Below are 12,642 nucleotides of genomic sequence, written 5' to 3' on the forward strand. Positions count from 1 at the left end.
TTGATAATAGCCCGCCACTTGACCATTTTTTTTGGGCTTAATGGCCTACTGGGTCGGCCATTTTTTGTAAAAAGACGTTAAGCCCAAAACTGAGCACTGGTAGGTTTTGGCGGAAGATTTTCTCGTTTTAATATGACATCTATTTCTGCCTTTTTGCGCCGTGGGGGGCAAATTTTAGGGCTAACAGCTTTCCTCTTACCTGGTATTTGCGCGGAGGCGCAGGTGAAGCCTCCCCGTACGCCTGTATACCCGCGCCCCGCGCCGCCCGCCACCGATTCGCTTGCGCAGGATCAGGTGGGTGAAGACAAGGAATTCGCTAATCCCTCCGTGCTGGGGCAGGGTCCCAGCAAGGGCCTTATCTTTCACTATGAGCGCACTGCCGCTTTTGATATCACCTCCAAGTCGAGGAGTGAAGATTTTGAGGACCGGAAGGGTACGGTGAGCAATAACGACCGCTTTATCGTGAAAGGCTACATTCCAGTCTGGAATCGGCCGCACCTCAAAATGGTGGTGGGCGTAAACTATGAGCGGGAAGAGTTTGAGTTCAAAGACCGCCCCACCGGCTACACGCTCTACGACGAGCTGGAGGAGAAAGGACTTAAAACGCTGGGCACCCAGCTGGTGGTGCTGCGGCCCCTTAATGAGGATAACTTCGTGCTGGGCCGGGTGAAAGGCGAGCTAAACGGCGATTATACTTCCTCGGCGCTCCAGCTCAAGGATTACCTGCGCATGTCGTACGAGCTGGTGTACGGCTGGAAGAAGTCGCCCACGTTTTCGTGGGGCATTGGCGCGCAGCTGGGCTACACCTTTGGTCGGCGCAGCATCTACCCAGCCATCCTGTATAATCGCACCTGGAGCGACCATTGGGGCGTAGAGGCCTTGTTCCCGGCGCGCGTGCTGGTGCGGCACAACGCTTCGGCTAAGTCGCTGCTCTTCGCCGGCTACGAGGTAAACGGCCTGAGCTACATTCTCAAGTTTCGAGAAACCCTGCCCATCGACCCGACCCTCACTACCGTGGAGCTGCGGGAGACAGAAGTGAAAATGCGGGGGCGCTGGGAGCGCGAAATTTATGATTTCCTGTGGTTTGGGGCCGAAGGCGGCTACCGCTACAACAATTCCTTCGACGTATTCGACCGCCGCAACGGCCGCACCAAGGTTATCGACAACAAGCTGGCCGGCACTCCTTATTTCAGCTTGGAACTATTCATTGTGCCGCCCCGTCGCTTTCTGAAGAAATAAGCATTAACGAGGACAACAAAAAAGCCCCCAGACTTACTCTGGGGGGCTTTTTTTTATAGAACAATGAATAGTGTTGGCCACAGCCACAGCTAAGCTGCTGGCTTCTTGCGGGGGGCTTTTTTGCCTGCCGGTTTAGCCGGAGCTTTCTCGGCGGGCCGGGCTTTGCTGAGCTTTTTCAGGTATTCGTAGGTGGCTAGCTGAGCGCGCACTTGGGGGGCTTTTTTATCGTCCTGCCCGATGAAATTGTTATGAAAATCCCGGGACTTTACGTTGTCTTGGCGCTGAAGGTCGAGTAGGTGGCGCACCTCGGCGCGAATCTTAGGATCAAGAATTGGAAAGCCGACCTCTACCCGTCGGTCTAGGTTGCGAGCCATCCAGTCAGACGACGCTACAAATACTTTCTCGTCGCCATTATTCCCGAACACATACACGCGGGCGTGCTCCAAGTAGCGGTCCACGAGGCCGCGCTGCTCGATGTTTTCGCTTTGGCCGGGCACCTGCGGAATAAGGCACGAAATGCCCCGCACCAACAGCTCCACGCGTACGCCGGCCGCGCTGGCCTCGTAGAGCTTATGAATCATGCGCTCATCCTGCAAAGCGTTTACCTTCAGAATGATATAAGCATCCTTGCCCGCTTTGGCCAGCTCTATCTCCTGGTCTACCAGCTCGTTGAGGCGGTCGCGCAGCTCGAAGGGCGCCACTAGCAGATACTCAAATCCGTCTTTGGCCTGCCGGTCGAGGAAGTAGTCGAACACGCGGCTTACTTCCTTGGTCAGGCGCTCATCGGCCGTGAACAGGCCGTGGTCGGCGTAAATCTGGCTGGTTACTTCGTTGAAGTTGCCCGTGCTTAGGTAGGCGTAGCGTTTGGGTTTGCCGTCCTCGGTGCGCGTCACCAAAGCCAGCTTACTGTGAACTTTGAGGTCAGGAATACCGAAAATGACGTTGGCGCCGGCCTTTTGCAGCTTCTCGGCCCAATACATATTCGATTCTTCGTCGAAGCGGGCCTTCAATTCTACTACTACAGTCACCTGCTTGCCCTGCTTGGCGGCCTTCACCAAGGCTTTGGCCACCTCACTTTTGGCCGATACTCGATACAGAGTCACGCCAATACTGGTAACATCCGGATCGAGGGCAGCTTCTGTGAGGAAGCGGGTAACGTAATCGAAGGACTGGTAGGGGAGGTGAAGCAGGTGGTCGCGCTCGGCAATGGCGGCCAGCATGCTGCCTGTGCCGCGCGGCAACGTCGGATGAGGCAGCGGCGGTTGGGGCGGATATGTAAGATCGGGGCGGCCAACGTCGGGGAAGCCAAAAAAGTCGCGGAAGTTGTGGTAGCGGCTTCCTGCCACCAACTCACCTTTGCCAATACCAGTTTTCTGCATTACGGCCCGCAACACTTCCTGGGGCATGGCCGGGTCGTAGAGTAGGCGCGCCGGATAGCCCGTTTCGCGCTTTTGCAGACTGCTCTTAATCTTGGCCATCAGGTTGCCGGATACTTCTTCCTGAATATCCAGTTCCGCATCGCGCGAAATCTTGATGGCATGCACCTGTACTCGCTTGTACTGCGGAAACAGCTCGGTGGCACAGCACCGAATCACGTCGTCCAGAAACAGCACGTAGCGCTCGTCGCCCTCCGCTGGTAGCTGCACAAAACGCCCCCCATGCCGCTTGGTGGGGAGTTCCATCACCAGGATTCGCTCGTCGGGCTGATGCTTTTTCTCCTTCACTGGCTCAGTCAGCAGGAAGGTGAGGTACACGCTTTGGTCCTTAAGAAATAGGTGGTGCAGATTATCATCGAGGCTGACGGGGGAGAGCAGGTCGCGCACGTTGTCGCGGAAATAATCGCAGACCCACTCCAGCTGCGTCTCGCTCAGATCGTGGTCGGAGAGCAGATGAATATGCTGGCGATGCAACTCCGGCAGGATGCTGCCCCGAAATGTGTCGCCAAAGGCTTCCTGCTGCTTATTTACCTCGGCCAGCAGATTTTTGAGCTGTTCCGCGGGGTCTTCGCCTAGCTTGGCGCGGGTTTTTTTCTTGAGCTTTACCAGGCGGCGCAGCGTGGCCACTCGCACTTTGAAATATTCGTCGAGGTTCGACGAAAAGATGGCCATAAACTTCAGCCGCTCCAGCAACGGTACATCCGGACTCTGTGCCTCCTGCAGCACACGGGCATTGAATGCCAGCCAGCTCAACTCCCGGTTCAGCAAAGTGGGGTGGGTCTTGGGGGGCATTTCCATGTGTTTTAAAAGGTAGTTAGATGATGATTCCAGCCAAATAATACATCGGCCAACTGCCTTATACGGCCAGCAGCCTGAATATGAGGTTCTCGGGTGGTATTTCCTGACGAGGTAAGGCTATTCCTTGTGCCGCGGATGATCGTAGAAGTAGTACTCGGCATTGGTGCGGTCAACGTGGGCCCAATGGTTGGTATCGAAGCGCAAACACAGGATAGCGGCCGTAGTCATCTCCGGTATTTGGCTGGGAGAGAGCAAGTTGGCGAAGTCGGTGATGGTGTTGTTGTGGCCCACCAGCAACACAGAGTTGGCTTCATTGGGCAGTTCATGCACCACCCGCATCAGGTCGTTCACGTCAGCCTGGTATATTTTCTCCACTACTTGAATTTGGTCGTGCGGATACTTCAATACGCTGGCCACCAGCGCTGCCGTGCTCAGGGCGCGCACCGCCGGAGAGCTAACCAGCAGGTCGAGCTGCACATTGCGCTTCTCCAACGCCTCGCCCATCGCTGGCGCATCTGTACGCCCCCGACCATTCAGGGGCCGCTCCCGGTCGCTCAGGTCGTCAAAGCTCCAACTGGACTTTGCATGGCGCATCAGATATAAGGTTTTCATAAATAAGAGGGTGGAATGAGGATTCGATACTACAAACGTTACGGGAGTTTTAGCTAAATGCCAACCTATGCCCACGAAGTTAAACGATTCGGACAGCGGGAAAATAGACGAGCATAGAGGTGAAAAGTCCCAAACAACAAGTCAAAATACGGCTGGTCGGGTCTAGGATGCTGCAAATGACAAGCCGTGATTTTTGGGAGCAAAAAAGCCCCCCAGATTCATTCTGGGGGCTTTTTAAGTACTTGCTTAATGATTTATTCTTCCGGCACAGGTTGCTGATTGGGGTAGCGCTGGTAGTGCAGCTTAGCCACATGCCGAGCCAGCAGGCTCCGCAGCTCATCAATATTGGTGCGCTCCTGCGCCGAAATGAAGATAACTGGGTCGTGCATTTTGGCCATGTAGGTGGCCTTCAACTGCTCCAACGAAGGTCGCTCGGGAGCATCTTCGTCGGCATTCATCCCTTCAAACTGCTGCTCCGAAGTGTTGGCCGTGTCAGTGCTGTACTGATCAATCTTGTTGAAGACCAGCAGCATCGGCTTGTCGGCGGCGTTGATGTCCTTGAGCGTATCGTTCACCACCGCAATCTGCTCCTCAAATGACGGATGCGAAATATCGACTACATGCACCAGCAAGTCGGCCTCGCGAATCTCATCCAGCGTCGATTTAAAGCTTTCAATCAAGCGCGTGGGCAGCTTGCGGATAAATCCTACCGTGTCGGAAAGCAGAAACGGCATGTTTTCCAGCACCACCTTCCGCACCGTTGAGTCGACGGTAGCGAACAGCTTGTTTTCGGCAAACACATCGGAGCGCGAGAGCATATTCATAATGGTGCTTTTGCCCACGTTGGTATAGCCCACTAGCGCCACGCGCACTACACCCGTCCGCGACTTGCGCTGGGTATTGCTTTGCTTGTCGAAGGTCTCCAGCTTTTCCTTCAGAAAGTCGATCCGGTCGCGCACCACGCGACGGTCGGTTTCAATCTCGGTCTCACCCGGTCCACGCTGCGACACGCCACCGCCCCGTTGCTTGTCCAAGTGAGTCCAAAGACCCGTCAGACGTGGTAGTAAGTATTGGTACTGAGCTAGTTCAACCTGCGTGCGCGCCGTGGCCGACTTCGCCCGCCGGGCAAAAATGTCGATGATCAGCAGGGAGCGGTCCACGATTTTTACCTTCAGTTCTGCCTCCAAGTTGCGCAGCTGCGACGGCGACAACTCATCATCGAAGATGACCATGCTTGCCTTCGTATGATTCACGTAGGCCTTGATTTCGGCTAGCTTGCCCTCGCCCACAAACGTGCGGGTGTCGGGCTTTTCGAGACGCTGCACAAAGCGCTTGGTAACCTGTGCCCCAGCCGTTTCGGCCAGAAAAGCGAGTTCATCAAGGTACTCCTGCGTGGTCGTGTCGGGCTGGCGTTTGTCGGGCACAGCTACCAAAACGGCTGTTTCGGCCACTACAGCTGTATTATAAGTGCCCGTTACGGGGTCGCGAGTGGGCTGGCTGCTGTCGGCGCTATCGGTGGTATTGTGCCGGTTGCTGGTGGTCGGGTTCCAGCTATGTGAGTTTGTCTTTTTTGCCATATCAGTAAGAGTAAGTTTTTAGCCGCTACAACGGCCGCTACGAGGCGTCGTTGAGTGGGTAGCAGCTAGTGCAAAGTGAGGGAATACGCGGCTACCTGCTCAATTTCCTGTTCGGTGAGTTGGTCTTTGAACGCCGGCATTTTGCCCATGCCCTTGGTAACGATGTACACGCGCCCATTGCTATTTAGGTTGCTTTTGGTCAGGTCGCGGGCGCCATTATTTCCCAGCTTTCCATCGGGGCCGTGGCACACCACGCAGCGCTCCGCAAAAATCGCCTGACCTGCGGCCAAGGCATCCGTTTCTAAAGCGCCCAAAATTGCGGCCGGCGCGGCCGGATCAGGCGCGGGCAGCGGTGTGGGCGCCGACTGCACCGGATCGGCTGATTGGCAGGCCGCTACACTCACTAAAAAGCCCCCCAGCACCCACTGGCGCATTACATAAGCAGTTGATACTTTCATTTCTGGACCTATAACACACAAACGTCGCGCAAAGTACCATCGGTAATGTGCTTGGTTGCAATCTTTTCGCGTAAGGCCTTCTACCTTTGCGCCAAATTTTGCCTGCCTGATGCGCGTTGCTATTGTTATTAATACCTCCTGGAATATCTGGAATTTTCGCCGCAGCCTGGTGAAAGCCCTACAGGCGGCCGGCCACGAAGTGCTGGCCGTGGCGCCCCCCGATGAATACTCCGCCCGCCTCGAAACCGAATTAGGCTGCCGCTTCGTGCCCATCCGCATGGAAAACAAAGGCACTAATCCGGTGAAAGATGCCCAGCTGACGCGGCGCTTCTATAAGCTCTACCGCCGCGAACGGCCCGATGTAGTGCTGCACTACACCATCAAGCCCAATATCTACGGCACCTTGGCCGCCAAAATGGCCGGTATTCCGAGCGTGAATAATGTGTCGGGTCTGGGTACGGTGTTCATTATCCGTAACATGGTGAGCCGAGTGGCGCTGGGCCTGTATCGGTTTGCGTTTCGGTTTCCGCAGCGGGTATTTTTCCAGAACAACGATGACCGCCAGCTTTTTCTGCAGCACGGCCTTGTACAGTCTCATATAACGGATCTGCTGCCTGGCTCCGGCGTAGATACCAAGCGCTTTCAACCTGCTGCAGAATTCGTTCGACAGCAGCCCTTTACGTTTCTGATGGTAGCCCGAGTGCTGTACGAGAAAGGTGTGGAAGAGTATTTTGAGGCTGCCCGTTTGGTGCGCGCCGCAGTGCCCGGCACCCGCGTACAGCTGCTGGGCGGCGTGGATGAGTCGGGAAATATTGGAGTGAAGCGCACGGTACTGGATGAATGGCTCCGCGCTGGCCACATTGAGTATCTGGGCACTTCCGATAATGTGGCCGAACACTTGGCGCAGGCCGATGCAGTAGTGCTGCCCTCATACCGCGAAGGCACCCCCAAAACTTTGTTGGAAGCTGCGGCCATGGCGAAGCCCATCGTCACGACCGACGTGCCGGGCTGCCGTGAAACCGTAGAAAATGGCGTGAATGGCCTGCTCTGCCAAGTGCGCGACGCCGCAGACTTGGCCGCCAAAATGCTTCAGATTCTACGCCTCAGCGACAGTGAATTAGCCACTATGGGTCGCGCCAGCCGCCAGCTCGCTGAGCAGAAGTTTGATGAACAGCTGGTGTTGAATAAGTATCTGGGCGTAGTGAACGAACTAGACAAAAAGCGTACGTAAGCTGTACCGTGCGGCCACCTTGCTGCCCCGTATACTTTAGACTTAGAATTGTTTTTACTAGAACAAATGGAAATTAAGGAGCACGCAATCAGCGGAGTTTTTGAATTTACGCCGCGCGTATTTACCGATGCCCGGGGGGCTTTTTTTGAGTCATTCAGCGCTCGGCAGTTGGCTACGGTTGGCATCACAGATGAGTGGGTGCAGGATAATCAGTCGTCCTCGGCGCGCGGGGTGTTACGGGGCCTGCATTTTCAGAAACCACCTTACGCCCAAGCCAAGCTAGTGCGCGTAGCTGCCGGTCGCGCGCTTGATATCATCGTGGATATCCGACCTGGTTCGGCTACTTACGGCCAGCACCTTAGCGTGGAGCTAGATGCACAGCGCTGCAATGTGCTGTACGTGCCCATCGGCTTTGCCCACGGCTTTGTGGCGCTCGAAGACGACACGCTGTTTCTGTATAAGTGCTCTAACTACTACCACCCCGGCTCCGAGGGCGGCCTGCATTGGAACGACCCCACGCTTAACATCGACTGGCAGGTAACCAACCCTAATGTATCGGATAAAGATCTGATACTGCCGTTTTTCAAGGATTTCGCGAGTCCTTTTTAGGAAGCATCACTACACAGAATAAAAGCCGCTCACGCCGATAGTTCTGGCGTGAGCGGCTTTTCGGGTTTCCGGGGAAAGCGCTACAGCAGCTCCACCAGCGTTTCCAGCCCCATGCCGCGGGAGCCTTTCACTAAGATCTGCTGACCAGCCGGGGGGCTTTTTTGCAGCCAGGCGGCGGCTTCAGCTTTGGTGGGGAAGTAATGCGCTGCGCCATATGTTGCGGCAGCGACGCTCATATCCGCGCCGCAGAGCACTACTGTATCGAATGGTAAATCGGCTAGCAAATGGCCTAGCGCTGCATGTTCGCGTTGGCTCTCGTCGCCCAGTTCGAACATATCACCCAGAATCACCATTTTTTGCCCCCCGCCGGGCCGGGCCGCGAAGCTACCTAGCGCCGCCGCCATCGACGAGGGGTTGGCGTTGTAGGCGTCCAGGATAATCTCGTTGCGGGTGGTGCGCACCAACTGCGAGCGGTTGTTGGTGGGCGCGTAGCTAGCCAGCGCCTCGGCTATGTCGGCGGCGGATACGCCAAAAAAGCCCCCCACTGCGGCGGCGGCGGCCAAATTGGGAAAGTTATAGCCGCCCGTGATTTGCGCTCGTACCGTAGTGCCATCAAACAGCCGAATAACTAATTGCGGATCGGTGCTTAGCAGCTCGGCCGGATACGTGTCGGTGGGGCCAGGGTAGGTGACTATGTGGCTGATGTTGGCCGCCAACGCTGGCAGCTTAGGGTCGGCGGTGTTTAGAAAGGCTGTACCGCCGGTAGCGGCCAGAAACCCAAACAGCTCGCCTTTGCCTTTGGCTACGCCTTCCTCGCCCCCGAACCCCTCCAGATGCGCTTTACCAATGTTGGTAATCAGGCCGTGGCTTGGCTCGGCTAGCTCGCTCAACATTGCAATTTCGCCTTGGTGATTGGCTCCCATTTCCACGATGGCCAACTCATGCTCATCGGGCCGAATGCTGAGTAGCGTAAGCGGCACCCCAATGTGATTGTTGAGGTTGCCTCGGGTGTATTGTACCCGATAACGCTTGCTCAATACGCTGTTAATGAGTTCTTTGGTCGTAGTCTTGCCATTGGAGCCCGTGATAGCAAGCACCGGAAGGCGAAGCTGCCGCCGGTGGTGCTGGGCCAGTTGCTGAAGCGCCTCCAGCGGGTCGGCGGCGTAGGTGTAGCGGTCAGGGTCGGTAGCGACCAAATCGGCATCATCCACGACGGCATAGCGGGCGCCTTTGGCCAAGGCCTGGGGGGCAAAATCGCGGCCTCGGAAGGTGGGGCCATTCAAGGCAAAAAACAGGGTGCCCTCCTGAGCCTGCCGCGAGTCGGTGCTGACGGCCGCGCACTGCTGAAACCGGGTGTAAAGGGCCGCTATATTTTTCATGAATGTTGGTCGAAACTTAGGGACGAAATCTGGGTTCTTACTCGTTACTTGTACTGTATGCTGCTACCTACTCGCTCCCGCTGGTTACTTGTGCTATTCTTAATGCTCCCAGCGCTCGGAGCGTGGGCCCAATCGGGGGTACCGTTTGGATTTGAGCAGCGGGCGGTGGCAAAAGTAACGCACGGCTCCCAGACGCTGGCTAACCCGTGGGTTGGGGGGCTAAATTCGCCTCAGTTCTCCGCAATCGACCTGAATAACGATGGTCAGTCGGACCTGTACATATTTGAGCGGCAAACTAATCGGTCCCTCACTTACCTTAATGTAGCGGCTCCTGGGGGTGGGCGTGCTTGGCAATACGCGCCTGAGTACGAAGCTTTATTCCCCACGGACCTGCTCAACTGGGTGCTGCTCCGCGATTACGACTGCGACAATCGGCCCGACATCTTCACCTTCGCCAACGGTGGCGACATCCGTGTATTTCGCAATGTAGCGGGCGCGTCCGGTCGGCCTTCTTTCGAGCTGGTCAGCAATCAGCTTACATTTTTCAATAACACCACCAACAACGGCAACATCGTAACGGGCAGCTCCAATCTGCCTGCTATTCAAGATGTAAACGGCGACGGACGGCTGGATATTCTCAGCTTTGACTTTGCCAGCAGCACCCGCGTAGAGCTCTATTTGAATACGGCCGCCGGCAACTGCGGCAATCTGCAGTTTCGGCAGGAAGCCGACCGGTGGGGGAATTTCTCGGTGTGCTTGCCAGGGTGCAGTACGTTTGCCTTCGGCAGCCAGACCTGCCCGGGGGCAAACCTACTCATACCACAGGCTCCAATCTGCTGACGCTGGACCTCGATGGCGACGGCGACCAGGATATTCTCACGGCCCGCGATGCTTGCCCCGAGCTAGTTAGCCTCACCAATCAGGGCACGGCCGCCGTGGCCAATATGACCAGCGCCAGTCTCAATACTAACTTTCCATCGGCCGCCGCACCGGTGCGGGTAATCAACTTTCCGGCTGGCTATTACCTGGATGTGACCTTCGACGGCCGCCCCGATTTAATTGCTGCTCCAGCCCTTTTCGATAACCACGACCAGGTGAGCACGACGCAATCGGTGCGACTGTATGAGAACGGCAGCGCCACTGCCGTGCCCAGTTTCACGCTGCGCCAACCCGATTTTTTGCAAGGTGAGATGATGGACGTAAGCGAAGCCGCGGCACCTGCTTTCGGCGACCTCAGCGGCGACGGCCTACCGGATATGGTGGTGGCCGGCACTGATCGGCGCGCTGCTGGCTACGCTGCTTATCTGCACTATTATCGCAATATAGGTACCGCTACTGAGCCTTATTTTCAGCGCGTCAGCGACGATTATCTGGCCTTGGGGGGCAAAAAGTACACGGGCATCAAGCCGGCCTTAGTCGACTTAAACCGTGATGGTGCGCTAGATATGGCCTTTTCGGCTACCACCGGAACCACCAGCCAAGTGTTATATGTGCTAAACCAAGCGGCAGCCGGGCAGCCCGCCATATTTGATGTAGCGCAAGCCACGGCCATTGCTAATCTGCCTAACCGCGCCCACGATGCGCCCTGCTTCACCGACGTAGACGGCGACGGCAACCTCGACTTGCTGATCGGTACTAACGTCAACACGGCTACTACGGGCACGGCGCGCTACGGCATTCAGTATTTCCGTCACAACGGGAGCGCGTCGCTGGCGCAGGCTTACACGCTGAGCACAGCTACTTTTGGGCAAATCCAGAGTGCCGCTGGCAACCTGCACCCCACCGTAGCAGACTTCGACGGCGACGGAAAGCCTGACTTGCTGACGGCTGATGCCAGCGGAGAGCTGCGGTTTTACGCCGATTTTCGGACCCAGCTTCTTACGCCTGCCACTCCATTTGTTGGCCGGGCTGACATTCTATACAACGGACTGCTGAATACGTATCGGCCAACCCAGTTGGGCGTGCAGCGGAGTGCGGAAGGCAAAAACCGTGTGGCGCCCGCCGCGGCTGATCTGAACGGCGACGGCGCGCCCGAGCTTCTGGTAGGAATGGAAGGTGGTGGCATAACCGCTTTTGCCGCCCGTGGCCGCGTGCTCAGCACCACCCCGGCTGCCGAGGCCGCGCTAGAACTTCGTCTGTTTCCCAATCCGGCTACCGGCACTACCAGCCTCGAAGCGGCTCAACCCGTTCGTCTGACGGTATTTGACCTCACGGGCCGCCGCATCCACACCACCGCTGAGCCTGCCCGCCGCCATACCCTCGACCTGACCAACGTAGCCGCTGGAGTGTATTTGGTGCGTGCCGAAAGCATAGATGGCGAAATGGCTGCCATCCGACGCCTTTTAGTGCGTTAATAGTCTGTTTGTTGATAAAAAAGCCCCCCACGCTAGCCTCAATGGTCGCTGGGGGGCTTTTTTTGGTCTGATATTACTTAACCGCCACTGGCTGACCGATCATGAATTCATCGGCGTCGAGCAGGGCGGGGAAACGTTCTCGAAAAGCGTCTAAATCTTTGCGGCGTAGGGTGCGGGTGATGCCCGTTTCCTGGTTGCCGACTTCTACCAGATATTCGCCGCTCATGTCAAGCAGGGCGGAGTCGCCGGCATAGGTATGGTCGTTTCCATCAGTACCAACGCGGTTTACACCCATCGTATACGCCACGTTTTCAATAGCCCGGGCCCGCAACAGCGTCATCCAGGCCATGCGCCGAACGGCCGGCCAGTTGGCTACATATAGCAGCAAATCGTAAGGGGCTGTGGCCGGGTTCCGGCTCCAGACGGGAAAGCGCAAATCGTAGCACACCAAGGGGCAAATGCGCCAGCCGCGCCACTCCTCCACTAGCAATGTATTGCCGGCTGCATACACGTTGTGCTCGCCCGCCATCCTGAACAAATGCCGCTTATCGTAGTGACTAAGCGTTCCGTCGGGCCGCGCCCAAATCAGGCGATTATAATACTGTCCGTCTTCGCGGATAATCAAGCTGCCCGTCACCACGGCGTTTCGGCTTTCGGCGGCGGCCAACAGCCACGCGACGCTTGGTCCATCCATGGTTTCGGCCAGCTCGGCGGCCTTCATGGAAAAGCCCGTCGTAAACATTTCCGGCAGCACAATGAGGTCAGTGGCTACCGGCAGATCCTGAATATAGCGCAGCAGCCCGCTTCTATTCGCCTCGGGGTCATGCCATTGCAGGCTAGCTTGTATAAAAGAAACCGTCAGATCAGTCACGGGAGCAACAGGGTAAAAGGGTGTTTATACTAACGTAAAAACTACGTATTAGTAGCACCAATATCGTGCCTTTTAGAA

General features: G+C 56.5%; 11 protein-coding genes. 5 read left to right on the top strand and 6 right to left on the bottom strand.

From position 1 onward, the window contains the following. Positions 1 to 132: 132 nt before the first annotated feature. Positions 133 to 1,239 carry a DUF6268 family outer membrane beta-barrel protein gene (locus EPD59_RS03010; protein ID WP_133271497.1) on the top strand — a complete coding sequence of 369 codons (1,107 nt, stop codon included), beginning with the start codon at positions 133 to 135 and terminating at the stop codon, positions 1,237 to 1,239. Positions 1,240 to 1,328: 89 nt separating this feature from the next. On the opposite strand, the gene ppk1 is transcribed toward EPD59_RS03010, so the two are convergent. From ppk1 to EPD59_RS03030, 4 genes are all read right to left on the bottom strand, one after another. Beyond that, positions 1,329 to 3,473 (bottom strand): polyphosphate kinase 1, encoded by a 2,145-nt coding sequence (gene ppk1, locus EPD59_RS03015; protein ID WP_240731594.1) that lies wholly within the window; start codon positions 3,471 to 3,473, stop codon positions 1,329 to 1,331. A gap of 117 nt (positions 3,474 to 3,590) precedes the next feature. After that, on the bottom strand, positions 3,591 to 4,085 hold the full coding sequence (locus tag EPD59_RS03020; protein WP_133271498.1) for a SixA phosphatase family protein: 495 nt from the start codon (positions 4,083 to 4,085) through the stop codon (positions 3,591 to 3,593). A 254-nt stretch (positions 4,086 to 4,339) separates the two neighbouring features. Continuing rightward, positions 4,340 to 5,662, bottom strand: coding sequence for a GTPase HflX (gene hflX, locus EPD59_RS03025; RefSeq protein ID WP_133271499.1), 1,323 nt, complete (start codon positions 5,660 to 5,662; stop codon positions 4,340 to 4,342). 65 nt (positions 5,663 to 5,727) lie between these two features. Further along, positions 5,728 to 6,120, bottom strand: coding sequence for a c-type cytochrome (locus EPD59_RS03030; RefSeq protein WP_133271500.1), 393 nt, complete (start codon positions 6,118 to 6,120; stop codon positions 5,728 to 5,730). Between the two features lie 109 nt (positions 6,121 to 6,229). Here EPD59_RS03030 and EPD59_RS03035 point away from each other — a divergent pair, with 109 nt between their 5' ends. Further along, positions 6,230 to 7,351 (top strand): glycosyltransferase family 4 protein, encoded by a 1,122-nt coding sequence (locus EPD59_RS03035; protein WP_133271501.1) that lies wholly within the window; start codon positions 6,230 to 6,232, stop codon positions 7,349 to 7,351. A 66-nt stretch (positions 7,352 to 7,417) separates the two neighbouring features. Continuing rightward, positions 7,418 to 7,960, top strand: a complete 543-nt coding sequence (gene rfbC / locus EPD59_RS03040) for a dTDP-4-dehydrorhamnose 3,5-epimerase (RefSeq protein ID WP_133271502.1) — start codon at positions 7,418 to 7,420, stop codon at positions 7,958 to 7,960. 80 nt (positions 7,961 to 8,040) lie between these two features. Here rfbC and EPD59_RS03045 read toward each other — a convergent pair whose 3' ends face one another. After that, positions 8,041 to 9,339 (bottom strand): UDP-N-acetylmuramoyl-tripeptide--D-alanyl-D-alanine ligase, encoded by a 1,299-nt coding sequence (locus tag EPD59_RS03045; RefSeq protein ID WP_133271503.1) that lies wholly within the window; start codon positions 9,337 to 9,339, stop codon positions 8,041 to 8,043. 57 nt (positions 9,340 to 9,396) lie between these two features. On the opposite strand from EPD59_RS03045, the gene EPD59_RS03050 reads away from it, so the two are divergent. Together EPD59_RS03050 and EPD59_RS03055 are read left to right on the top strand one after the other, a co-directional pair. Then, complete coding sequence (locus tag EPD59_RS03050) at positions 9,397 to 10,179, top strand: FG-GAP repeat domain-containing protein (RefSeq protein ID WP_133271504.1); 783 nt, start codon at positions 9,397 to 9,399, stop codon at positions 10,177 to 10,179. Further along, a complete protein-coding gene (locus tag EPD59_RS03055; protein ID WP_133271505.1) occupies positions 10,104 to 11,693 on the top strand; it encodes an FG-GAP-like repeat-containing protein in 1,590 nt (529 codons plus the stop codon). The genes EPD59_RS03050 and EPD59_RS03055 overlap by 76 nt, the downstream gene beginning before the upstream one ends. A gap of 73 nt (positions 11,694 to 11,766) precedes the next feature. On the opposite strand, the gene EPD59_RS03060 is transcribed toward EPD59_RS03055, so the two are convergent. Continuing rightward, positions 11,767 to 12,564 carry an amidohydrolase gene (locus tag EPD59_RS03060; protein ID WP_394347214.1) on the bottom strand — a complete coding sequence of 266 codons (798 nt, stop codon included), beginning with the start codon at positions 12,562 to 12,564 and terminating at the stop codon, positions 11,767 to 11,769. Positions 12,565 to 12,642: the final 78 nt, after the last annotated feature.

Source organism: Hymenobacter radiodurans (assembly GCF_004355185.1).
GTDB classification, from domain to species: domain Bacteria; phylum Bacteroidota; class Bacteroidia; order Cytophagales; family Hymenobacteraceae; genus Hymenobacter; species Hymenobacter radiodurans.

What these genes read in the sequence shown, in the direction of transcription:
- EPD59_RS03010 (WP_133271497.1), top strand. Translation starts at nt 133, where the DNA reads ATGACATCTATTTCTGCCTTTTTGCGCCGTGGGGGGCAAATTTTAGGG.
- ppk1 (WP_240731594.1), bottom strand. Translation starts at nt 3,473, where the DNA reads ATGGAAATGCCCCCCAAGACCCACCCCACTTTGCTGAACCGGGAGTTG.
- EPD59_RS03020 (WP_133271498.1), bottom strand. Translation starts at nt 4,085, where the DNA reads ATGAAAACCTTATATCTGATGCGCCATGCAAAGTCCAGTTGGAGCTTT.
- hflX (WP_133271499.1), bottom strand. Translation starts at nt 5,662, where the DNA reads ATGGCAAAAAAGACAAACTCACATAGCTGGAACCCGACCACCAGCAAC.
- EPD59_RS03030 (WP_133271500.1), bottom strand. Translation starts at nt 6,120, where the DNA reads ATGAAAGTATCAACTGCTTATGTAATGCGCCAGTGGGTGCTGGGGGGC.
- EPD59_RS03035 (WP_133271501.1), top strand. Translation starts at nt 6,230, where the DNA reads ATGCGCGTTGCTATTGTTATTAATACCTCCTGGAATATCTGGAATTTT.
- rfbC (WP_133271502.1), top strand. Translation starts at nt 7,418, where the DNA reads ATGGAAATTAAGGAGCACGCAATCAGCGGAGTTTTTGAATTTACGCCG.
- EPD59_RS03045 (WP_133271503.1), bottom strand. Translation starts at nt 9,339, where the DNA reads ATGAAAAATATAGCGGCCCTTTACACCCGGTTTCAGCAGTGCGCGGCC.
- EPD59_RS03050 (WP_133271504.1), top strand. Translation starts at nt 9,397, where the DNA reads ATGCTGCTACCTACTCGCTCCCGCTGGTTACTTGTGCTATTCTTAATG.